Origin of the sequence: Nonomuraea sp. NPDC050310 (assembly GCF_040655795.1) — a bacterium.
GTDB lineage: Bacteria > Actinomycetota > Actinomycetes > Streptosporangiales > Streptosporangiaceae > Nonomuraea.
In genome coordinates this window covers 234,637-256,392 of record NZ_JBFAKP010000008.1, presented here as the reverse complement: position 1 = coordinate 256,392, position 21,756 = coordinate 234,637, and the positions used below count along the sequence as shown (strand labels likewise).

General features: G+C 70.4%; 18 protein-coding genes and 1 pseudogene. 8 read left to right on the top strand and 11 right to left on the bottom strand.

Going from position 1 to position 21,756, the window contains the following annotated elements:
• The first annotated feature begins 36 nt into the window (after positions 1-36).
• Complete coding sequence (locus AB0I67_RS21660) at positions 37-573, top strand: helix-turn-helix domain-containing protein (RefSeq protein ID WP_357926278.1); 537 nt, start codon at positions 37-39, stop codon at positions 571-573.
• A gap of 92 nt (positions 574-665) precedes the next feature.
• Here the strand turns inward: AB0I67_RS21660 and AB0I67_RS21655 are convergent, their stop codons facing one another.
• The 7 genes from AB0I67_RS21655 to AB0I67_RS21625 all read right to left on the bottom strand — a co-directional run bounded on the left by AB0I67_RS21655 (position 666) and on the right by AB0I67_RS21625 (position 7,414).
• Positions 666-1,367 carry a L,D-transpeptidase family protein gene (locus AB0I67_RS21655; RefSeq protein ID WP_357926276.1) on the bottom strand — a complete coding sequence of 234 codons (702 nt, stop codon included), beginning with the start codon at positions 1,365-1,367 and terminating at the stop codon, positions 666-668.
• Positions 1,364-2,872 (bottom strand): CshA/CshB family fibrillar adhesin-related protein, encoded by a 1,509-nt coding sequence (locus tag AB0I67_RS21650; protein ID WP_357926273.1) that lies wholly within the window; start codon positions 2,870-2,872, stop codon positions 1,364-1,366. The genes AB0I67_RS21655 and AB0I67_RS21650 overlap by 4 nt, the downstream gene beginning before the upstream one ends.
• Before the next feature lie 412 nt (positions 2,873-3,284).
• Positions 3,285-3,641 (bottom strand): hypothetical protein, encoded by a 357-nt coding sequence (locus AB0I67_RS21645; protein ID WP_357926270.1) that lies wholly within the window; start codon positions 3,639-3,641, stop codon positions 3,285-3,287.
• 247 nt (positions 3,642-3,888) lie between these two features.
• Positions 3,889-5,319, bottom strand: coding sequence for a class I SAM-dependent methyltransferase (locus tag AB0I67_RS21640; RefSeq protein WP_357926267.1), 1,431 nt, complete (start codon positions 5,317-5,319; stop codon positions 3,889-3,891).
• A gap of 122 nt (positions 5,320-5,441) precedes the next feature.
• Positions 5,442-6,095: an SRPBCC domain-containing protein gene (locus AB0I67_RS21635; protein ID WP_357926264.1), complete on the bottom strand. Its 654-nt coding sequence runs from the start codon at positions 6,093-6,095 to the stop codon at positions 5,442-5,444.
• Positions 6,092-6,457 carry a metalloregulator ArsR/SmtB family transcription factor gene (locus tag AB0I67_RS21630; RefSeq protein ID WP_357926263.1) on the bottom strand — a complete coding sequence of 122 codons (366 nt, stop codon included), beginning with the start codon at positions 6,455-6,457 and terminating at the stop codon, positions 6,092-6,094. Before AB0I67_RS21630 ends, AB0I67_RS21635 begins: the two co-directional genes overlap by 4 nt.
• Before the next feature lie 306 nt (positions 6,458-6,763).
• Positions 6,764-7,414, bottom strand: coding sequence for a hypothetical protein (locus tag AB0I67_RS21625; RefSeq protein ID WP_357926260.1), 651 nt, complete (start codon positions 7,412-7,414; stop codon positions 6,764-6,766).
• A 276-nt stretch (positions 7,415-7,690) separates the two neighbouring features.
• Here AB0I67_RS21625 and AB0I67_RS21620 point away from each other — a divergent pair, with 276 nt between their 5' ends.
• Positions 7,691-7,969 carry a hypothetical protein gene (locus AB0I67_RS21620; protein ID WP_357926257.1) on the top strand — a complete coding sequence of 93 codons (279 nt, stop codon included), beginning with the start codon at positions 7,691-7,693 and terminating at the stop codon, positions 7,967-7,969.
• Between the two features lie 569 nt (positions 7,970-8,538).
• Here AB0I67_RS21620 and AB0I67_RS21615 read toward each other — a convergent pair.
• Positions 8,539-8,733 (bottom strand): annotated as a pseudogene (locus AB0I67_RS21615) (helix-turn-helix transcriptional regulator); the annotation flags it as partial.
• Between the two features lie 184 nt (positions 8,734-8,917).
• Between AB0I67_RS21615 and AB0I67_RS21610 the strand changes: the two are divergent.
• From AB0I67_RS21610 to AB0I67_RS21585, 6 genes are all read left to right on the top strand, one after another.
• The gene (locus AB0I67_RS21610; RefSeq protein ID WP_357926254.1) at positions 8,918-9,493 is read left to right on the top strand and encodes a TetR family transcriptional regulator C-terminal domain-containing protein; all 576 of its coding nucleotides are present in this window, start codon (positions 8,918-8,920) and stop codon (positions 9,491-9,493) included.
• Positions 9,490-10,998, top strand: coding sequence for an AMP-binding protein (locus AB0I67_RS21605; RefSeq protein WP_357926251.1), 1,509 nt, complete (start codon positions 9,490-9,492; stop codon positions 10,996-10,998). The genes AB0I67_RS21610 and AB0I67_RS21605 overlap by 4 nt, the downstream gene beginning before the upstream one ends.
• A complete protein-coding gene (locus tag AB0I67_RS21600) occupies positions 10,995-11,780 on the top strand; it encodes an enoyl-CoA hydratase-related protein (RefSeq protein WP_357926249.1) in 786 nt (261 codons plus the stop codon). The genes AB0I67_RS21605 and AB0I67_RS21600 overlap by 4 nt, the downstream gene beginning before the upstream one ends.
• Positions 11,781-11,789: 9 nt before the next feature.
• On the top strand, positions 11,790-13,163 hold the full coding sequence (locus AB0I67_RS21595) for an amino acid permease (RefSeq protein ID WP_357926246.1): 1,374 nt from the start codon (positions 11,790-11,792) through the stop codon (positions 13,161-13,163).
• Positions 13,147-14,250, top strand: a complete 1,104-nt coding sequence (locus tag AB0I67_RS21590) for a serine hydrolase domain-containing protein (protein ID WP_357926243.1) — start codon at positions 13,147-13,149, stop codon at positions 14,248-14,250. The genes AB0I67_RS21595 and AB0I67_RS21590 overlap by 17 nt, the downstream gene beginning before the upstream one ends.
• A 340-nt stretch (positions 14,251-14,590) precedes the next feature.
• A complete protein-coding gene (locus AB0I67_RS21585; protein ID WP_357926240.1) occupies positions 14,591-16,126 on the top strand; it encodes an alpha/beta fold hydrolase in 1,536 nt (511 codons plus the stop codon).
• Positions 16,127-16,165: 39 nt separating this feature from the next.
• Here the strand turns inward: AB0I67_RS21585 and AB0I67_RS21580 are convergent, their stop codons facing one another.
• The 3 genes from AB0I67_RS21580 to AB0I67_RS21570 are packed head-to-tail and all read right to left on the bottom strand — an operon-like array spanning position 16,166 to position 21,740.
• Positions 16,166-19,804 carry a carbohydrate-binding protein gene (locus tag AB0I67_RS21580; RefSeq protein WP_357926237.1) on the bottom strand — a complete coding sequence of 1,213 codons (3,639 nt, stop codon included), beginning with the start codon at positions 19,802-19,804 and terminating at the stop codon, positions 16,166-16,168.
• On the bottom strand, positions 19,804-20,769 hold the full coding sequence (locus AB0I67_RS21575) for a Gfo/Idh/MocA family oxidoreductase (protein WP_357926235.1): 966 nt from the start codon (positions 20,767-20,769) through the stop codon (positions 19,804-19,806). Before AB0I67_RS21575 ends, AB0I67_RS21580 begins: the two co-directional genes overlap by 1 nt.
• Positions 20,766-21,740, bottom strand: a complete 975-nt coding sequence (locus AB0I67_RS21570) for a Gfo/Idh/MocA family oxidoreductase (protein ID WP_357926232.1) — start codon at positions 21,738-21,740, stop codon at positions 20,766-20,768. The genes AB0I67_RS21575 and AB0I67_RS21570 overlap by 4 nt, the downstream gene beginning before the upstream one ends.
• Positions 21,741-21,756: the final 16 nt, after the last annotated feature.

Here is a 21,756-nt window from a genome sequence, read left to right as displayed (position 1 = left end):
GAAACGCTTGTTCGCGGCGCTGGTAAGATCACCTGAATGGGAGTCCCTGAGGATTTGCTGGCCGCGGCCAAACAGTGCCTGTCCGAGCGCGGCTACGCCCGCACGACGGTCCGGGACATCGTGGCCGTCTCCGGCAGCAACCTGGCCGCGATCAACTACCACTACCGCTCGAAGGACGCCCTGCTCGCCCAGGCGATGATCGAGGTCACCGGTGAGGCGGTCGCGGAGGTGCTCAAGGCCTTCCCGGACGAGTCGGCCCGCTGGTTCGAGGAGTTCTGGGCCCGGCTGATCGAGTCGTTCCAGGCCAACCCGATGGTCTGGCGGGCCAACGTCGAGACCCTGGCCCAGGCGCCGCACCTGCCCGACGTGCGCACCCGCCTGGCCGAGGGGCAGGCGCTCGCCCAGCGTGAGCTGAGCCGGCGCCTGCCCGGTCAGGACGAGGCGGGCGGGCAGGTGCTGCTGACCCTGTTCATCGGCCTGCTGGTCCGCTGGCAGATCGACCCGGACAACGCCCCGACCGCCCAGGAACTGGCCGCCGGACTCCGCGCGGTCGCCCAGGCGGCCGCCGGCTAGGGGCTCGCCTGCCGTACAGAACGAAGCGGGCCGAGAAGGGCATTCGCCGGACCGGTCGACCGCTCGCCTCGCGAACACCTCCGGTCGCGGTACTAGCGGCGGATGTAGACGGGCCAGCCGTTGCGCACGATCCGGAAGATGCGGTCGCTCAGCGCCATGGGGACCCGCACGCAGCCGTGCGAGTCCGGCCGGCGAGGCACCTCGAAGGAGCCGTGGATGGCGTAGCCGGCGTGGAAGTACAGGGGCCGGTACATGCTGCCCAGCGAGCTGCGGTGCCAGCCGTTCACGCGGCGGTGGACGCGGAAGTCGCCGGGCGGGGTGCGGGCCCGCTCGCACTCGCCGTCGACGCAGTAGCGCCTCCCCGATCCGGTGGAGATGTGGCTGACCAGCACGACTCCCCGCTGGTGGATGACCAGCAGCCGGCGGCTGAGGTCGACCTCGACCCGCTTGCCGCGGTGGCCGGTGATGCGGGGCGGGCGCCGCGGACGGTCCAGCGCGCGCAGGGTGTCCTCGCGGATCGTCGCGGCCGGCTCGATGCCGTTGACGTGCTGGAAGGCCCACACCGCCGGGATCAGGTCCTCGGTGTAGAGGCCGTTCACCGGACCGAAGTAGTACCGGTGGCGGCGCAACACCCGTTGCAGGCCGGCGACCTGCTCCCCGCGGTCGCCGGGGCGGATCTCCACCGGCGCACCGCCCCGGCCGGACGCGGCAGCCGTACCGGCCGAGGCGGTCACGGTGACCGCCACGGCCGCGGCGGTCACCAGGCGCAGGACGAGCGCTGGACCGGCGATCACTTCACGCCCTTCACGCCCTTGCCGGCCCTGAACGTCTTGGTCGTCGTCGTGTCACGGCAGCGCTGGTCGGCGGATCCGGCCACGCAGTTGGAGCCGGGCGCGGTCACGGTGACGAGGTTGCGCAGGCGGTGCGGGCCGCCGGCGGGGAGAGGCCTGCGCACGGTCATGGAGTAGGTGACGACGGCCACCTGTCCGGGCTGGAGCGCGCCCTGCCAGACGAGCTGCTCGCCGGTGCGGGTCACCGTACCGGTGTTCGCGTGCGCGTCGTCGTTGTAGCGGGCCAGGCGCAGCCGGTCGGCGAGCCGGTCGACGGCGCTGATGCCGGTGGCCACGCTCTTGCCGATGTTGGCGACCCGGAAGGTGTAGGTGACCTTCTGGCCCGGCCGGGCCACCGTGGTGTTCACCGACTTGCTCACCTTCACCCGCGGCGCGGGCGCGCTGTTGGTGACCACGCAGTGCACGTCGGCGCCGACCGTCACCGGCACGGTCCTGCTCCGGTCGTCACCTGTCGCCCGGACCGGCTTGCCCCGGTCGGTGCACGCCCACTTGACGGTGTAGTCGGCCAGGTTCGTGCCGGCTCCGGGCGCCTCCTCGAAGACATACGGCAGGTACGGCAGGCCGGCCAGCACGCTGTGCGACCCGGTCGCGGCCTTGGAGGCGGTGCCGGTGGCGGCCGAGGCGACGACGTTGCCCGCGTTGTCGCGGATCCGGACGGCGAAGGAGTCATCGGAGTCGACGCGGCCGGCGACGTGCTTGGTGAGGGCGACCTTCGACACCAGGACCCCGAAGGCGACGCCCTGCCGGGTGCGCGGGTTGCGGTTGACGAAGTGCGCGGTCATCCGGGACGGGGCCAGCGCGTAGGCGACCAGGTCGCCGTGCGGGCCCGCGCCCGCGCCGACGCACCTGACCGCCGTGCTCCCGAGGCCGGCCAGGCCGCCCTCGCACGGCCGCGCGTAGCCGGGCGGGACCACCTGGGCCAGCTGCTGCAACGGCTTGTCGGAGAAGAACTCCAGCGCCTCGTCGCGGTGGGTCGTCTCGGCGTCGGCCACGACCAGCCCGTAACCGTCGAGCGGCGCCCCGTCGGGGCCGGTCACCACGATGTCCTTGAGCGAGACGGTGCCCTGGTCGCCGCCCGCGGCGCCCAGCTCCTGGTAGAGCGCCGGAGAACCCGGCGTGCCCACGTAGGCCGTGTTGCCGATCGGCGTCTCGGCGTAGGTGGGGAACGGCACCGCCGACAGGTCGCGGCTGCCGTCGGCGCCGGGGCTGATCCGCACCCGGAAGGAGATCGAGTAGGCGTCGGTGAGGCGGACCGTCATCGGCTGCCCGGCCGGCGTCCGCGCCAGAGCCTGATCGAGTCCCGACATGTCCAGCCAGCAGATCGTCGAGGCGCTCGGGCCTGCGGTGCCGAAGCCGCACCCCTGCGGCTGGCCGGTGGCCGCTTCGCTCGGGGCGGTCAGGACCAGCGTCTGTCCGAGGACCGCCAGCAGTGCCGTACGAACCATCATCGTCGTTGACCTCGCCTTGTTCTGTCCAGGTGATCCCTTCTTGGCTAACCCCGGGCTGACACGTCTCGCTTGCTGACATGCCGGGCTATGGGGGACCTCGACTCTTCTATGGCCATTTGCTCACCCCGCGTCGCTCAGTCGAGCACGGCCTGGCCGTCACCCATCGCCGCCGGCGACACCCACGTCGCTCCGTTCAGCCAGGCCTTCGTGTGCGACCCATCGTCATCAGGCTTGAGCTCAGCCGTCACCGAGGCCGTGATGCGATGGCCGGAGCCCGGTGATCGCCCTCCTGCGGGACCCCTCCGAGCACGACCGGGCGAGCCCTGGCCGAGCTGGCTGATCTAGACGACCGGCGCCATCGTTGTCCTGCCGGCGTGGCCCTGCTTCGCCGGACGCCGACGGTCGAGGGAGCCTACTCCTGGGGATGCCGGTCAGGCAGGGCCGCGTACCACGTGCCGTCATGTTCCGGTCCGGGCAGCCACGCCGGAGGATCGGCCAAACCGAGCGCCTCCTCAGCCCAGGCCAGCATGTAGGCGTCCGTGGCCGCAGGCGGCCGGGGCGTCCGGACGACCTCGCCCAGCAGGATCCAGTCGCGGTCGGGGAAGAGAGCGTACTGCTGGACGAGCAGGTCGCTGGTGGTGTGCCAGCCGTCCTCTTCGATCTCCGTCCAGGGCAACAACCGCGTCCGCAACATGCTGGTGGCCCAGGCCTTCGCACGGTGGGAGCTCAGCGTGCGAGGAGCACGGCCGAGGAGGACACCCGCGATCATGGTCTCTCGGCCACACCGTACGGCCGGCCGACCCGTCGCCGGCGGAGGAACGGCCGGCTCTCTGACCGGCGAGAAACCGGAGATCTGCGTGTCGGCAGCTCGGATGTCTGCCACGGGTGCCAATCCCTGAGCGCGAGCTGCCGAGACGACGGAGACTCGGGTGTCGGCCGAGTGGAGATCATCACGAGAGCTCACGCCCCCAGGATAACGATCAGCGCCGTTTCCGCCCTCCGGGAAGCCCGAGGGCTCAGGGCCTGAGGCGGTAGACGTGGGTCTCGAAGCTCAGGCTGATCCGGCCGTCGGGCGCGGCGAAGAAGTGGTCCCGCGCTGCGTCGAAGATCTCCTCGCAACCGCTCTGTGTGCGGACGAAGGAGAGCAGGCTCCACGCGTCCGCCTTCCCCAGCCGGATCTCGTCCTCGCCGAAGACGGGTGGGCCGTCCGCGCCGTCCCGCAGCGTCGTCGAGAAACGCCGGACGAGTTCGAAGCCGAACTCCTCGGCCCGCGCCGGCAGGTCGTTCAGCAGCAGCCGGTCGCCGGCGTACCTGCGGTTGTAGGTCTCCATCATCCGCTGGATGATCTCGGGGCCGACGAGGGTGGCGTCGTTGACGTCCACGACGTACAGCAGCCCGCCGGGGCGGAGGATGCGGCGGATCTCGAGCAGCGCCAGATCAGGGCTGCGGAGATGGACGAAGACGAAGTTCGCGGTCACCACGTCCTGCGACGAGTCCGGCTCCCCCGTGGCGTACGCGGTGCCTGGGCGGATGTCGACGTCCGGGTAGACCGATCGGGCCCTGGCGAGCAGTTCGGGAGCGGGCTCGATGCCGCGCACCCGATAACCGGCGAAGGGCGGCTCCCCGGCGACCGCGGCCAGATAGTCCCCCGGCCCGCTGCCGAGGTCCAGGAGCGACGCGGGCGCCGGCGGGAAGGGCGTCATCGTCAGGCGCTGCCGCTGCTCGCCGAGGATCAGCCGCCCCTGGGAAGCCAGGCGGGGCGCCTCCGTGTCGAGGCGGAACTGGCCCAGGTAGTGGTTCTCCGCTCCGAGGCCGGACGCCGCGAAGAGGTCCTCCCTCTTCTGCTCGGCGAGAAAGCGGGCCAGCGAGGGCACCGGAATACCGCCCTCGGCGGCGTACTTCCTGGTGAGGTCCCGGTGCTTCAGATAGAACTCCTCCAGTTCCTCCTCGCCCTCGACCTTCATCACCACCACCGTGTCCGGTCCCGAGCCGACCTGGGCGTGGTAGGTGAAGTTCCTTCTCGCGTACCGGTCGACGAGGTGCAGGAGCGAATCGGCGTGGACGTAGACGAAGAAGCGCGACGGTAACAGCACCTCGCAGATCTGGCGCAGCATGGAGGTGCCGATCTGCGCGGTGACCAGGCGACCGCGGTATTCCGGGAGTTCCACCCGCATGCCGATGGCCACGGACGGCCCGTCGGTGGCCGCCAGCTCCAGGGCGGCCAGCTCGGGAGCGCCCGGCTCGTAGACGTAGGCGGAGATCGCCGCGACGATCTCTCCCCCGGACACGGCGCAGAGGTGGAGCCCTTCCGGGTCCCGGTCGCGATGGATTCTCTTCTCGGGCCAGTTCATCTCGCCCAGGAACACGCGCCTGCGCAGGTCGAGCATCGCCTCCCCGGCTTCGTCCCACGTCAGCCAGCGCGCTTCCGGCTCCCTGCTGTGATCCACTTCCGCAGCCCCTCCTGACGAGTCAGGGCGAAGCTAGATGATCGGACTTGCATCTGACTTGTGATCGCGTCCCTCGAACCTCTGCTGGGCCACCGTCTCCCGGAGCAGGGCGATCGTGTACTTCATGGGGTGTCGCCCGAGTCGGGCACGTAGAACTTGGTCGTCGCCTCGACCGCGGCCGCCACGTGGTCCGGTTCGCCGCCAGCGGCCAGGTGGGCCTGACCCCAGGCCGCGGCGCTGCAGCGGGCGAACTCGCGTCCTTCGGGCGACTTCTCGAACTCCTCGTGGCCGGTGATCTCGCCGCCGGACAGGAGCCGGCTCAGGGCGAGGAGGGCCAGGTCCCAGCCCACCCCTCCGGCGCCGGGGCCGTAGATGGGGAACATGGGCTCCCCCACGACCGCCGCGTGGATCAGCTCGAACTCGGTGTCGCCGGCCGGGCCCGCGGCCAGGCGGACTTCCACCTCGCTGGTGCCGGGCCAGGCGTCGGCGTCCGGCCCGTAGAGCCAGGACACCTTGAGCAGCCGCGGCGGCTCGCACCGGAGGATCTCGCCGTGCTCTCCCCCGTCCAGGGCGAACTGCCCGCCGAGCCGGAGGTCCCCGGTGACCGGCCGGAACCAGCGCCGCAGCCGCTCAGGGTCGGTGATGGCGTCCCAGACGTCGTCGATCTCCGCGTCGTACCGGCGTCGCAGCTCGACGGTGTACGCCTCCCCGGCGGGGACGCTGCCGGTGCCCATCGTCCGGCGCACGGCAGCCAGTTCGTCGAGAACATCTTTCATGGCCTGTCTCCTTCAGTCGCGCTTCGGTCTCGCCCGCCGCCACCTGCACGCCTGCCCCGGGCCAGCTCGGTTCCCAGGGCGTCGAGGCGCTGCTCCCAGAACCGGCGGAACCGGTCCAGCCACGCGTCGATCTCGGTCAGCGGCTCGGGCTCGACGGCGTAGAACCGGCGGGTGCCCTCGGCTCGCACCGAGGCGAAGCCGCTGTCTCGCAGCACGCGCAGATGCTGGGAGACAGCCGGCTGGGAGATGGCGAACTCTGCCCGGATGATCTCCGTGATCGCCCCGGAGGTCTGCTCGCCGTCGGCGAGCAGTTCCAGAATGCGCCGGCGCACGGGGTCACCGAGGATGTCGAAGGCGTGCACGCCGGCGACTATACCGGCTTTTGCTTATATAAGCCAACACCTATATCAATGAGGGGTCAGCCGACGGCGTATGCCCGGGTGATCGCCTGGACCAGCCCGTTGCCCGCGTCATCGGTGACCGTCGCGCGCAGGGACACGAACCCGCCCTCGCAGGGTTGAGCAGCACCGCGGTCCACTCCGCGCCGGTCCGGGCGGTCGGGACCGGATCCCAGGTGGCGCCGTCGTCAGCGGACATCTCCACGCGGATCGCGGTGACCCGCCCCTGCCCGGAGCCGGGGTTGCGCTCGACCCACAACGGCAGGCGCGTCACGCGGCGCGGTTGGAGCGGTCGAGCCCGTCAGGGCGGTACCGGACGGCCATGAGCGGGAGCGCCCCCTGCCCGGTCGTGGAGCGGAAGGTCCACGCCGACGTTACTCCGGTCGACAACGTCTGGGACGTACGGCTCAGCGACGCGGTCAGCGTGTACGCGCCTGACCCGGCGGGCAGCGCGGCGCGCAACTCGCACGGCGAGGACGCGAGGACGTCGCACGAAGACAGGCCCGTCCGGGCGATCTCCTCACCGTCTCGGCTGAGGGCGGCGGTGCCCGTCGCGTCGAGGTCCGAGCCCGTTCGCCCGGGCTGCCCGTCGGCGAACATCCCCGTCGCGGCGAACACCAGCTCGTCGCCGGTTCTGACGCCGCTCGGCAGCAGGAACGACGGCCCGATGACCGCGCTGTTCCAGACCTGCCGGGTGTGGCCCCGCCGTACCGGCTGGCCGCCGTCGAGAAGGTGGAGGCCACCGATCTGGAGGCCGCTCCGGAAGCGCAACCCGGGTGTCAGGTAGTGGACGACCGTGCCGGCCAGCTCGATCTCGTCCACGGGGGTGTCGAAGACCAGGGAGGGCAGGTCACCGTCCCTCGCGAACATCGGCGTGCCCCGCTCGCCCGAGCCCCGGTAGGTCGCGAGACCTCTACGCAAGCGGCAAGCACTGGGTCTACGGCAACCACGACAAGATACCGACGCACGAAATGTACCGTCAGAACATCTGGTCGGACGGTAGCCGCACTGTCAGCAGGCTCTTCCCCCACAAGGCGAAGAACCCCTACTGCCTCGTATCCCTCTATCCGGGCTGCGGGACCTGGCGCTACCAGTACGTCAAGTAACCCTGTTCCCGGCCCAGCCAGGAACAGGTGAAGCCTCGTCACATCGCGGGGGCCCGGGGAAAACTCCCTGGGCCCCTATGAGGAGAGCAACATGGCATCGCGCATCGTGACCGTCGTCCTGGCTATGGCCGCGCTGCTGTTCTTCGGCTACTGGTCAGTGATCTTCGCTGGGTGGGCTGAAGCCAGTTCGGCCCCACCGGGCTGGGACAGGGCAGTGGCCGCGATCCCCGGCCTCGTGGCGTCTGCGGTGGCGGGGCTCCTGGCCATCCTCGCCTTCCAATGGCTCCTCAACCGCCGCATCGTATTTTGGTGGCTCCTGGCGGCGCTCATCCTGCCTACATGGCGATTCGTCACTCTACTCACCAGTTGAGAAGCGAGCCGCATGTCTCGCGTTTGGGCGAGCGGGTGGTCAGTGGTCGCGCCGTAACGCTGTTCGCCGACGTCCCGTGACGCCCGGCATCTGCTGCTGATGAAGTCCCCCGAGGACAGGACGCCAGCGACCGTCGGCGCGATGTTGCGGCCGGCGAGAGGGCGCGGCCTCGGCGCGACGGTGGGCGGGCGGCCCGATGGGCGTGATGGCGGGGGGTAGGACGTCGCCCCACGGTGCACCGCGATGGCGACATAGGCGCCCGCTCACGGTCTGAGCGATCCTCAAACAGGCAGGTGTTGATCCGGCGCCCGAGCGGGCTTACACCTCGCAGACCGACTTCCTGCGCTCGCAAGCCGACGCCCTGCAGGCCCCTGATGTCATCGAGACGAGCAGCGAACTGGGTCACCAAGGCGATGAGGAACCTGGTGATGGCTCGGAGGGTGCGGGCTGCCGGGCGCGCTTTCTGAGCGGAGATCAGGTCGGCTGTCCTGAAGGCCAAGCCGTCGGCCCTTGCCTCGCTCGACGAAGCCATGGCCGCCCACCCGCGGCGGCACAGCGACCCGGGGTCCTCACCGTGAGCTGATGCCGAGGTAGCGCAGGACAGCGAGGACCCGGCGGTTCGCACCAGGCGCGGACTTGAGCCCGAGCTTGGCGAAGACACTGGTCACGTGCTTCTCGACCGCGCCGTCGGTCAGGTGGAGGCGCGCGGCGATCTCGGCGTTCGACCACCCCTCCGCCATGAGCGCCAGCACCTCCAGTTCACGGTCACGCAGGAGGCCCCTGATCTCGTCGTCCACGTGTCTGCTCCGTTCTGTCGCGGCCGGCGGTAGGGAAAACCCGAGCATCGTCGCTGGCCACTTGCCACTTTTCGACCATACGGCCTAAATTTCGTCCATGCAGCCGAAAAACGCGCCATCGGGCCGACCGAAGCGGTCCTTTATCGAGGAAGTGCGGCGACGGCAGATCGTCCAGAGTGCGATCACCACGATCGCCGCCCGAGGCCTGGCCCAGGCGTCCTTGGCCCGCATCGCGGACGAGGTGGGGATCAGCAAGAGCGTGATCTCCTACCACTTCGCCGGCAAGGACGAGCTGATCACGGAGGTGATCAGCACCCTGCTGGCAGAGTCGAACCGGTTCATCAAGGCCTGGGTGGATCGCGTGGAAGGCGGGCCCGACAAGCTTCGCGCCTACATCGAGGCGAGCTTCGCGTTCATGGCCGAGCACAGAGCGAACTTCGCGGCGATGATCGACATCTGGGGAAGTTTCGGCACGGTCGAGGCCAAGCGCGCCTTCAACGCCACCGCGTACGACCCGTGCCGGCGGCACCTGGCGGGAATCCTGCGCAGAGGCCAGGAGGAGGGCGACTTCAGGGAGTTCACCCCCGCCACCGTCGCGGCCACGATTCAGGGCGCCATCGACGGCGTCATGCTGCAGTGGGTCTTCGACGAGGAGTCGGTCGATCTCGCCGAATGCGCGGCCGAGCTGGTCTCCATGTTCGACCTGGCGACCAGGCGCCTGCCGTGAGCTTCCGCAGCCTGGGAGATCTGCTGCGGCGGCGCGCCGCGGCGGCGGGAGACTTGCCGCTGTTCGTGTTCGAGGGGGTCACCACCACAGTCGCCGAGGTCGACCGGCGGACGGACCGGCTGGCGGCCCTCCTTCGCGAGCGCGGCGTGGCCCCTGGAGACCGGGTGGCCGTGATGATGCCCAACGGGATCGGCTTCCCGGTGGCCTGGCTCGCGCTCGCCAAGCTCGGCGCGGTCATGGTTCCGGTGAACATCGCCTATCGCCGGGCAGACCTCGCCCACGTGATCAATGACTCCGGCGCGTCGCTGGCGTTGGCGGGAAACGCCGAGGCGGCCGAGGCGCTGATCGAGACGGGCATCGAGGTCGGCCTGCTCGATCACGCCGACGCGGGCCGAGCGCGCTGCCAGGTTCGCGGCGTCTTCGACGCGAGTGCCACGTCGCAGGACCCGGCAGCGGAGCCGTTCGAGATGGCGGACGTGGGGCCAGATGACCTGGTCAACCTGCAGTACACGTCGGGGACCACCGGCTTCCCCAAGGGGTGCATGCTGACCCACGGCTACTGGCTGCGGCTGGCCGAGCTGGCTGCGGCGGTGGCGGGGACCCGCGAAGGCGACGTCGATCTCACCGCGCAGCCGTTCTCCTACATGGATCCGCAGTGGAACACCGTGCTGTGCCTCATGACCGGCATTCCCCTGGTGATCCTGCCGCGCTTCTCCGCCACGACGTTCTGGCGGTCCGTGCGTGAGCACCGGGTGACGTTCTTCTACCTGCTCGGCACGATGCCGGTCTACCTGCTCAAACAGCCAGAGGATCCGCTGGATCGAACGCACGACGTCCGGCTGGTGCTGTGCTCGGGGATCGATCCCGGGCTGCATGCCGTACTGGAGGAACGGTGGGGAGCTCCGTGGCGTGAGGCCTACGGATCGACCGAGACCGGCGTCGATCTGGCGGTCCCGCGCGAAGACGCCGGATGCGTCGGGAGCGGCTCGGTCGGCCTGCCCGTGCGCGGCAAGGAGGTCAAGATCGTCGACGGCGAGCTGCTCGTCCGGGGCGAACCGATGATGCTCGGCTACTGGAACGCTCCCGAGGCCACCGCCGAAAAGATCAGAAACCGCTGGCTGCACACCGGCGACCTGGCCTGGCAGGACGAGCGGGGTCACCTCCACCTCGCGGGGCGGCGCAAAGACATGATCAGGCGCAGTGGCGAGAACATCGCCGCGGCGGAGGTGGAGACGGTGCTCGCCCGGCACCCGGCGGTTCGCGCGGCAGCGGTGGTGCCGATCCCCGACGAGTTGCGCGGCGAGGAGGTCAAGGCGTTCGTCCAGGTGAGCCGCGCCGTACCGCCGGAGGAACTGGTGGCCTTCGTCCGAGAACGGCTCGCGGCGTTCAAGGTGCCGCGATACATCGAGTTCGTCGCCGAGTTACCGATGACGCCGTCCGAGCGGGTCGCCAAGCACCTGCTGCCCACCGGCAGGCGGGACGAGTACGACGCGGAGGACAAGTGAACGACATTGTGGTGCGCCGGCACGGAACCGCTGCCGTGATCACCTTCGACCGTCCCGAGGTGCTGAACGCCTTCAGGGACCGGACCTTCGCCGAGCTCGCGACGGCTCTGGACGAGGCCGAGCGTGACGAGGCCGTCCGTGTGGTCGTGCTCACCGGAAACGGCCGGGCCTTCTCCGCCGGCATCGACCTCTCCGAGACCCGCGAGCACATGTCCGGCGTGACGGAGCAGGACATGCGTCGCAGGCTTGAGGGCCTGCAGGACGTCACCAGGCGGCTGGTGAGCTACCGGAAGACGGTCATCGCCGCGGTGAACGGGATCGCGGTGGGCGTCGGCGCCGAGCTGGCGATCGCCTCCGACCTGCGGATCGCCGCCATGGACGCCGAGTTCGCGTTCCTGGAGGCGCGCCGGGGGCTCTACCCGACCAACGGCGTGCTGTATTTCCTGCCGCGGCTGGTCGGCCACGGCAGGGCGGCCGACCTGCTGCTGTCGGGCGACCGGATCGGCGCCGAGCAGGCGCTCGTGGCCGGGCTCGTCAGCAGGGCCGTACCCGCCGCGGAGTTGATGGCGACGACGCTCGGCCTGGCGGAGCGGATCGGGAGAGCCGCCCCGCTGCCGGTAAGGCTCATCAAACGGCATCTGCGCAGGACCTGGGAACTTGGCCTTGAGGAGGTGCTCGACCTGGAGGTCGAGGGCTCCCTCTCCTGCCTGCGCGGCCAAGACCTGGGCGAGGGCCTGCTCGCCTTCGCCGAGAAGCGTGATCCCGAGTTTCACGGCCGGTAGGAGATCCTGATGTCCCACTCTGAAACTCCCCTGCGCCGCGCCCTGAGCGGGCGGCACATGACCATGATCGGGTTAGGCGGCGTGATCGGCGCCGGCCTGTTCGTCTCCAGTGGCGCCGTGATCGGCTCGGCGGGCCCTGCCGCCGTCGTCGCCTACGCCGTGGGCGGACTGCTCGTCGTCCTGGTCATGCGGATGCTCGGTGAACTGGCCTCCGCCCACCCGGACAGCGGCTCGTTCTCGCGCTACGCGGAGCTGGCTCTGGGCAGGTGGGCGGGGTTCCTCGTCGGCTGGAGCTACTGGTACTTCACCGTCGCGGTCGTCGCCTTCGAGGCGGTCGCGGGCGCGAAGCTGCTCGGCGTACCCGTGTGGGCGGGCGCACCGGCCCTGCTGGTGGCGCTGACCGTGGCCAACCTGGTCTCGGTGCGGCTGTTCGGCGAGACCGAGTTCTGGCTGGCTTCGGCGAAGGTCGCGTTCGTCGTCGGTTTCCTGGCCGTCGGCCTGCTGTACGTCACGGGCCTGTGGCCGAGCGGCGGAGTGGGGTTGTCGGCGCTGACCGAGCACGGCGGGTTCGCGCCGAATGGCTGGGGCGCCGTGGTCATCGCGCTCGTCACCGTGCTGTTCTCCTACTTCGGGGCGGAGATCGTCACCATCGCGGCGGCCGAGTCGGCGGAACCCGCGCGTGAGGTCGCCCGTGCGACGATCCGCGTCGTCTGGCGGGTGCTGATCTTCTACGTCGGCTCTGTGCTGCTGATCGTCGCCGTCGTCCCGTGGGAGCAGATCCCGGTGGACGGTACGGCCAGCCCGTTCGCGGTGGCGATCGAGCGACTCGGCATCCCGGGCGCGGCCACGGTGATGAACGTGATCGTGCTGGTGGCAGTCCTGTCGATCCTCAACGCCGGGCTCTACGGCGCTTCGCGAATGCTCATGTCGCTCGCCGAGCGCGGCGACGCTCCTGCCGCCCTCGCCAGGCGGACCGCCTCGGGGGTGCCCTCTCGGGCCGTCATCACCGGCAGCGGTGGCGCGCTGGCCCTGATCATCGGGGCGAGCTTGATCGCCCCCGAACAGATCTTCACGCTCCTCATGAACTGCTCCGGCCTGCTCACGCTGGTCCTGTACATCTTCGTCGCCGTCAGCCAGCTCCGGCTTCGCTCCCGCACCGAGGCCGCCCCCGTGCGCATGTGGGGCCATCCGTGGCTCGGGTCCGCGGTGGTCGCGCTGCTTCTTTCCGTACTGCTGGCCGTCACCCTCTCCCCCGGCGCCGCGCCCATGGTCGCCGTCGTCGCCGGATCCATCGCTGTCACGCTGGCCGCCTACGCGGTCCGCGGCCTGCTCCACCGCAAACGCATCGACCGATCGGAGACTCCCGTTGCGCCGCGTCCTTAGCACGCTCCTCGCCGTGGCCTGCATGGCCACCCTCACCGCCGGCCCCGTCCAGGCTGCGGAAACCGGGTTCGACTGCCTGCTCGCCCAAACCGCCAAACCGCCCGTCCCGGGGGCCATCCTCCAGGTCCGCGGTCCCCGGGGCGACTACACGGGAGCCGCGGGCCAGTTCGCCCTCAACGGCCGCGATCTGCGCCCGACCGACGCCTTCCGCACGGCCAGCGTCAGCAAGACTTTCACGGCGGTCGCCGTACTCAAGCTCGCCGAGCGCGGCAAGCTCCGCCTGGACCAGCGCGTGCAGCAGTATCTCGACCCGAAGCTCGTGAGGCGGCTGACCAGGAGCTACAGCCCGAAGATCACGATCCGTCAGCTCCTGGACCACACCGCCGGCCTGTACGACTACGCCACCGACCCGGACTGGCAGGCCGCCGTCGGCTCTCATCCGCGACGGACCTGGACCGCGGGCCAGCTCGTCGGCTGGGCGCTCGACCACGGCAAGCCGTACTTCCCCGCAGGCAAGGGCTACCACTACTCCGACACCGGGTACGTCCTGGCAGCGAAGGTGATCGAGAAGGTCGCCGGCCAGCGGCTCGCCCAGGCTTATCGCACGCTCATCCTCGACCCGCTCAAGCTGGAGCACACCTACCTGGAGGGGAAGGATCGGCCGCGGGTCGCGAAACCCGTCGCCCACGCCTACCGCGGCACCGTGGACACCCGTGGCTGGAACCCCAGCTTCGACACGCACGGCGGCGGCGGGCTGGTGACGACGGCAGGCGACCTGACCGCCTTCGTCCGCGCCCTGTTCGAGGGCAAGGTCTTCACCAAGCCCGGCACTCTGCGGACGATGCTCACCCCGACCCCGCAGAGCGGCGAGGAGGCGTACGGCCTCGGCATCCAGCGGCTCGGGTCCGGCAAGACGGCCCTCTGGTACCACCCGGGCTTCTGGGGCACGATCATGGGCTACTCCCCTGGCACGAAGGTGTCCCTGGTCACCACGGTCAACCAGGCCGACGATCAGGGCCTCCTGTCCGCCCTCGTCCAGAAGGCCTACACCTTGGCCGTCACCGGAACAGACTCCTGCCGCCGGTGAACGGTGGCTCGCCCCGATGATGTCGCCGGGCGGCTACGGCTGCGGGGCACGATGCCGGCGTGAGCCGCGACGACCCGCCAGTCACCCACGGCAGGCGAGATCGTCCTGCTTGGTGCACAGGTTCCCGTCGACGTCGTTGGTGAAGATCAGCCGATCGTGGCGGTCAAGCGCGGCGATTCACCCGGGCCCGGCGCGGCGGCTCAGGGCCGGGCGGGACTCGCGGCAGCAAGCACTCACTCGGGGATAATGCCGTCTTTTATCCCCGTTTCTGCCTTCCGAAATATGGCGATCTGCTACGGTCACACGCTCTGACAGAAGATCGACTAGAGAGTGGAGCATCGTGCGAAGAACCTCTTGGTTCGCCGCCCTGCTGGCCATGGCGACGGTCATCCCGGCCTCGGCGGCTGTTGCGGACACCGAGGTCGTGACGTCCCGAACCATCACGTGGACGCCTTGTGAGGAGGAGCCCGCCGCCGAGTGCGGCAAGCTGAGCGTGCCCGTCGACTGGTCGAAGCCGGACGGGGCGAAGGTGGACATCGCCGTCGCGCGGCGGAAGGCCACGGATCCGGCCGCGCGCATCGGTTCGCTGGTGATCAACCCCGGCGGTCCGGGCGGGTCCGGCGTGGAAGCCGTGTACGGCGCCCCGGGGTCGTACACCGAGGAGCTGCAGCGGCGGTTCGACATCGTCGGGTTCGACCCCCGGGGCGTGGGGCGCAGCAACCCGGTGATCTGCTCGGCGTCGGTGTACAACCGGATGCCGCAGACCGTCATGAAGAGCCAGGCCGACTTCGACGCCTGGAACGCGTTCACCAAGGAGCTGCACGCCGACTGCCGCGCGCGCACCGGCCCGCTGTACGACCACGTCGACTCCGTCGACGTCGCCCGGGACCTGGACGCGCTGCGCGCCGCCCTGGGTGAGGAGAAGCTCACCTACTACGGCATCTCGTACGGCACGCTGATCGGCCAGATGTACGCCGAGCTGTTCCCCGGCCGCGTCCGGGCGCTCGGGCTCGACAGCAACATGGACCACAGCCTCGGTGTCGCGGGCTTCCTGGCCACCGAGGCGATGGCCATCGAGGACGCCTTCGACCAGTTCGTCGGCTGGTGCGAGCAGGACACCAGTTGCGTCCTGCACGGCCGCGACGTCCGGGCGATCTGGAAGGGCCTGCGGGAGAAGGCGCTGCGCGGTGAGCTGAAGTACCCGAGCACGGGCCAGACGATGACCGAGTCGCAGGTCATCCACAACGCCGCGCTGGGCACCGAGGGACCGGCCTGGCGGCTGCTCAGCGAGGTGATCAACTGGTTGGACGGTGGGCCGACGCCCGAGTGGGTGCCGCCGCTGCCCGGCCGGCAGCCCGTGGAGGGTGAGGTCGCGTACCTCCCGACCGCGGTGCTCTGCCAGGACTACAACCTCCAGTTGCGGAGCTACGCGGAGTACGCCGCGCTCATGCGCGTCTCCAACCAGCTCGCGCCCGACACCCGGTACCACCCGTACCCGATCGACGACCTGCCTATCTGCATGAACTACCCGACCACCAACACCCCGCACGCGCTGCGCTACACGGGTGAGGCGCCGCTGCTGCTCGGGAACTCCCTGCACGACCCGGCCACCCCGTGGATCTGGTCCGCCAACGCGGCCCGTCAGCTCGGGTCCAAGGCGGTGCTGCTCACGTACGAGGGCTGGGGGCACCGCATCTACGGCAAGGACAAGTGCCAGACCGACATCTTCGACGAGTACCTGATCTCGCTGAAGGTGCCGCCGCACGGCACACGCTGCGCCGTGGGCACGGCCGAGCGGAGCGTGCTCAAGCAGCAGGCACCGTCCCAGGGCTGGCCGACCGACTCGAACCACTGGGCGGCCCGGCCCCTGTCCTGAAGCGAACCCGGCCGGGTCGGGTGACCCGGCCGGGTTCGGTCAGCCCTTGGTCCGGACCGTGGCTGACAGGTCGATGGGGAGCGTCGTGCCGTCGGCGGCCAGCGGGCGGACCGTGAAGGTGTAGCTCGTACGGCCACGCAGCCCGGTGACCCTGGCCGTCGTCCCCGTCACCCGCATGACCTCCGTGCCGCCGTTGAAGACCGCGTACCCGGTGGCGGCCGGCACGGACGGCCAGGTCAACGTCACCGACTTGGCGTTGACGTTGCCAACGCCGAGTTCGGCGCCGTTCCAGGTGTTGGGCGTCTCGACCACGAACGCGTCGATGATCATGAACTCGTCCGCGCCGTTGACGACCTTGATGGTGTGCTCGCCCATCGGCAGCCCGGCGAGCTGGAACACCCGCTGGGCGGCCAGCCGTACCGGAGAATCACAGTCGACCGTCGCCTTGAGCTCGCCGTCGACGTAGACGTCGATGGTGCTCATGTCGGAGTAGCGCTCGGTCAGCAGGCTGATGCCGGTGCCGGTGAAGGTGAACTGGACGGCCTGCCCGGCGCGCCAGCCGGCGTGGACGTCGTCGCCGTAGTCGCCCAGCCCCCGGTCGGGGCTGTAGGTGAAGTCGTCGGCGGGGTAGACGATGCGCTGGTCGGTGTCGTTGACGTAGGTGAGCACCACCCGGGGGTCGGTGGCGGTGATCTTGTGCTCTCCGGAGAAGCCTTCGTGGATCGCGGTGATCGTGGCGGTGCCCCAGGTGCGGGCGGTGACGAGGCCGCCGGCGTCCACGGTGGCGATCGACGGGTCGGAGCTCTTGAAGGTGACGCCCTCGGTCACCGGCGTACGGGTGCCGTCGGCGGCGACCGTCGAGACGGCCAGCCGGCCGGGCTCGCCGACCTTGAGCGTGCCGGGGCCGGTGACGTCGAGGGCCTTGATCGCGGCGGTGGAGGCGGTGAGGGTGAACCGGTCGAGTTCCAGGCCGCTGCCCTCGCTCACGATCCGGAGGGTGTGCAGGCCGGCGGGGATCTTGACCCAGGTGGTCACGTCGGCGTCGCCGGATTTGGGGACGAAGACCGTGTTGCGGTCACCGTCCACCTCGAACCTGAACGTGGTGTCGGCGGCGGCCGAGCCCTTGAAGGTCACCTTGTACATGCCGGTGGCCGGGACGAACACGTTCTCGTAGCGCAGGTAGTCGTTCGGGTCGATGGCGCCGACGACGCCGTCCCCGGTGACGACGCCGGTGTCGGGGCCCTTCCAGTTCCACTCCTGGGCGGTGTTCCACTGCATGGTCCAGTGCTCGGCCTCGACGGTCTGCTCGGAGGCACCCTGCAGGTCGAGCCGCATCCAGTTCCAGACGGCGCCGGGGCTCGCCTCGATCCAGACGACCTTGACCGAGTGCTTGCCGGCGGTCAGCGGGAGGACGAAGTCCTCGGTCCGCGGGCGGAGCAGGCCGCCGGTGGGTCCCAGGCTCAGCGGGCCGGTGGCGTCGGCCCCGTCGACCTCGACGCGGAACTTCAGCGGCTTGCCGTCGGCGGTCGAGTAGCGGAGCTGCAGCAGATACTTGCCGTCGGCCGGGACGCTGACGTCGTCGAAACGCGACCAGTCGCCGGCGTCGAGGTGGTCGACGCCGGGGGTGCCGTCGTCGCTGTCGGCGAGGTCGGTGTGCTGGGCGCCCTGCTGCTCGGTGGCCGACTCGGCCTGGAGGGTGATCGACTCGGGCCGTTCGAGGGTGAACCGCATCCAGTTGAGGAAGAACCAGCGCCCGTCGGGCCGGGTGAGCTTGATCGTGTGCCGGCCCTCGGTGAGCGGGATCAGCCGCTCGAAGGTCCGGTAGGTGTTGTAGCCGCCGGAGTCCGGCACCTTGACCGTGGTGACCTCCTTGCCGTCGACCTCGATCTTCAGGTGGTTGGCCTCCTCGGAGGAGGCCCGGAACTCGACCCGGTAGGTGCCGGTGGCGGGCACGTCGACGTTGTCGTACTCGGCGGACTCGCCGGCCGCGTCCATGTAGAGCGCGCCGAGGCCGCCCTCGGGCGGGGCCTCGACGCCGTAGGCGCCGACCGCCGCGGTGTAGTCCTCGTTCTGGATGGTGAACTGGGTCAGCGGGGTCGCCGGCCGCCCGGTCTGTACGGCTCCCGCCGCGACCTGGACGGTGCCGATCGGGTAGACCTTGCCCTTGCCGCCCGGCATCGCCAGCTCGATGGCCGGCTTGCCGTCCTCGCCGAGCATGGCGACGGCCACGTCGTAGGAGCCCGCGGGCAGGTCCGCCGGGAGGGTGAAGGCCGAGTTGAGCTGGCGGACGTCGCCCTTGAACAGCTTGGTCTGGTCGAGGGTGGCGTCGGTGCCGCGCCACACGACGGCGCCGGTGGACTTGTCGGCGAAGCGCACCTCGACCGGGTAGCGCCGGGGGCTGAAGCCGACCGCGTTGTTGGTCCAGGTGTGCGAGATGCGGAACTCGCCACCGGGCTTGACCTCGGTGTCGTAGGTCGCGGTGGGCATGAGGAAGCGGTAGCCGGTGTAGCGCGCCAGCGTCTCGAACCACTCGCCGTAGGCGTCCTTCATCGGCTGCCAGTTCTCGAAGCCGGTGTTGTTGATGCCCTGGAGGTTGGAGTGGTAGCCCTCCAGCGAGTTCTTCACGAACAGCCGGGGGTTGTTCAGCATGATCGTGGGGTTGTCCCAGTTGGAGCCTTCAGACACCTGGATCATGTCGCGGCGGAGCCTGCGGTTGACGTACGGGGCCTGCGAGGTGTCGCCGTAGTTGTGCCAGACGAAGCCGGCGTTGACCGTGTCGGACCGCACGCCCCAGTTCTCGAACGTGGCCGCCTTGTCGTAGCCGTACACGCTGAACCGCTTGGCCTGGGTGTCGGCGTCGGGGTCGTTCTTGTTCACCTCCGCGCCGGCGTTCTGCATCATGACCATCGACTTGTCGAACGCGTCGTCGTAGATCTTGAGGATCGCCTCGAGCGTCGAGACGCGGGTGGCGTTGTCGGGCCACGGGAAGTTCATCGCGTCGTTCCAGCCGGACCACTCGCCGAACAGGGAGAAGGCGCGCAGGTCCACCCACGCCACGCCCGGGTCGCCGTCGTAGCGGGCGGCGAAGGCGTCCACCGCGCGCTTGAGCCGCTCCAGGTAGAGCGGGTGGTGGTAGATCGGCTGCTTGGAGAAGTAGCTGTTGTACGGCGCCATCCGGAAGGGCACCCCGGCCTTGTCGAACAGCCACGCCGGCGGGTACTCGTACGGGAAGACGTTGGGGTCGTTCCGGTAGTCGGGCGCCTCCGACATGAGGAGCTGGAACTCGACCTTCTTGCCCTGCTCGCCGATCCGCTTCATGAACGCGTCGAGGCGGTCCCAGACGAAGACGCCGTCGTCGGGCTCGAAGTCGGCCCAGGCGAGCTGGAGCCGCACCACGTCGGCGTCGGCGGGGATCTTCCTGGTGCCTTCGATGAAGCCGGTGATGCCTGGGTCGTTGGTGAAGGTGTAGCCGGGCGTGCCCGGCGTCCTGTGCGTGTTCACGTCGAACGCGGTGCCGGTGTACGGGTTGCCGTGCAGGATCTCGTGGGTGTCGGAGAAGGTCACCGTCGTACGGCCGGCAGCCGGTTCGACGGCAGCGGCGGCGGGGACGGCGGAGGCGGCGGGCGCCACCAGTAAGGCGGCGGTCGTCGCGGTGACGCCGAGGACGTGGCGGATCATCAGATCTCCAGGGGGACGGGAGCGGCGGCGAGCAGGGAGCGGTAGGCCGCCTCGACGAGGGCGACGGTCCGGCGGCCCGCTCCGGCGTCGGGCTGGCGGGCCTCGCCGTCGCGGACGGCGTCGAGGAAGGCGCGGATGAGCAGGTCGTCGAGCGGCGCGCCGTACCCGTGCGCGAGCGGGCCGCCGTTCCAGCCGGTGAGGACCCCGGAGAAGGGCGCGATGTCGGCCACGCCCTCGGTGCCGATCACGGTGAGGGTGACCAGGTCGCCGGTGTCGGGCCGGCCGGGCGGGCGCGACCAGGAGCAGTCGATGGAGGCGATCACGCCGTCGCGGTAGCGCAGGGAGACCAGCCCGGCGGTCTCGACGGCCTTGCCCGGATTGGGGATGGCGTTGGCGATCGCGTAGACGTCGATCGGGTCGTCGTCCAGCAGGTCGGCGAGCAGGTCGGCGACGTGCACGACGTGGTCGGTCAGTGCGCCGCCGCCGCTGCTCGCCGGATCGGTGAACCAGTCCCGGGTGGTGGGGACGCCGCCGCAGTTGGTGGCCGCGATCGACACGATCCGGCCGAGGTCGCCCCGCCGTACCGCGGCCCGGAGGTCGGCGTAGGCGGGCGCGAAGCGGACCGGGAAGGCGGTCATGAGGACGGTGCCCGCGGCGCGGGCGGCCTCCAGCATCGCGGTGGCGTCGGCGAGCGAGGTGGCGAGCGGCTTCTCGCAGAGCGCGTGCACGCCTTCGGCGGCGGCGCGCAGCGCGAACTCCCGGTGACGGGTGTTCTCGGCGCAGATGACCACGCCGTCGGGCCGCCAGGCCCACAGGTCGTCCTCGGTCTCGAAGGTGGTGACGCCGTCGGGGACGCCGTCGTAGCCGTCGGCGTAGGCGCCGAGCTCCACGTCGCCGCAGCGCAGGAGCGCGGCGGCGTACTCGGCGGCGTGCAGGTGGGCGAAGGAGAGCAGGGCGATCTTCATGCGGCTTCCAGGGGCTTGAGGTCGACCGGCCGGCCTTCGGCGGCCGAGCGGGCGACGGCGTCGGCGATGCGCATGGCGGCGAGGCCGTCCAGCGCGGTGACGCGTGGCGGGACACCGGTGGCGACCGAGCGGACGAAGTCCTCGATCTCGGCCCGGTAGGGGCTGGTCAGCGGGGAGAAGTCGGGCAGGATGCCGGGCGCGGGCACGGCGTCGCCCTGGTAGCGGTAGGGGCGGCGCTCGTGGGAGTCGGCGTGCAGCAGGCCGTGCGAACCGGCCACCTCGAACAGCGTCCTGAACTCGATCGGCGCGGTGGTCCAGGTCGCCGTCAGCACGGAGATCGAGCCGTTGGCGTGCGTGAGGAACGCCTGGGTGCTCTGGCTGCCGCCGACCGCGTGCGTGCGGGCGAAGACGCGCTCGACCTCTCCGCCGATCCAGCGGGCCATGTCGATGTCGTGGATCATGAGGTCGAGCAGCACGCCGCCGGAGAGGGCCTCGTCCAGGAACCAGCCGCCCGCCGGGCTGCGGCCCTGGCGGGTGTGCCGCTGGACGGCGACGTTTCCGATGTCGCCGCGGGTGACGGCCCGGTGCAGTTCGGCGTACTCGGCGAAGTAGCGCACGACGTGCGCGGGGAAGAGCGGGACCCGGGCGTCGGCGAAGCGGGCGACCAGGTCCTCCGCCTCGGCGAGCGTACGGGTCAGCGGCTTCTCGCAGATCGTCGGCAGGCCGTGGCCGAGCGCGGCGAGCGCCAGGTCGTAGTGGGTGTGCGTCGGCGTGCAGATGTCGACGACGTCCGCCGCCTCGAACAGGGCGTCCAGGGTGGGGACGACCCGGCCGCCCCCGTGCCGGTGGGTCAGCGCCTCGGCGTCGCCGCCGATCGAGTGGATGACGACGTCGTGGCCGAGGTCGAGCCAGGCCGGGAGGTGCGCGTTGGCGATGCCACCGGCGCCGATGAGTCCGACCGTTGCGTGCATGGGAGATCCGTTTCTT

What these genes read in the sequence shown, in the direction of transcription:
- AB0I67_RS21660 (WP_357926278.1), top strand. Translation starts at nt 37, where the DNA reads ATGGGAGTCCCTGAGGATTTGCTGGCCGCGGCCAAACAGTGCCTGTCC.
- AB0I67_RS21650 (WP_357926273.1), bottom strand. Translation starts at nt 2,872, where the DNA reads ATGATGGTTCGTACGGCACTGCTGGCGGTCCTCGGACAGACGCTGGTC.
- AB0I67_RS21645 (WP_357926270.1), bottom strand. Translation starts at nt 3,641, where the DNA reads ATGATCGCGGGTGTCCTCCTCGGCCGTGCTCCTCGCACGCTGAGCTCC.
- AB0I67_RS21635 (WP_357926264.1), bottom strand. Translation starts at nt 6,095, where the DNA reads ATGAAAGATGTTCTCGACGAACTGGCTGCCGTGCGCCGGACGATGGGC.
- AB0I67_RS21620 (WP_357926257.1), top strand. Translation starts at nt 7,691, where the DNA reads ATGGCATCGCGCATCGTGACCGTCGTCCTGGCTATGGCCGCGCTGCTG.
- AB0I67_RS21595 (WP_357926246.1), top strand. Translation starts at nt 11,790, where the DNA reads ATGTCCCACTCTGAAACTCCCCTGCGCCGCGCCCTGAGCGGGCGGCAC.
- AB0I67_RS21580 (WP_357926237.1), bottom strand. Translation starts at nt 19,804, where the DNA reads ATGATCCGCCACGTCCTCGGCGTCACCGCGACGACCGCCGCCTTACTG.
- AB0I67_RS21575 (WP_357926235.1), bottom strand. Translation starts at nt 20,769, where the DNA reads ATGAAGATCGCCCTGCTCTCCTTCGCCCACCTGCACGCCGCCGAGTAC.
- AB0I67_RS21570 (WP_357926232.1), bottom strand. Translation starts at nt 21,740, where the DNA reads ATGCACGCAACGGTCGGACTCATCGGCGCCGGTGGCATCGCCAACGCG.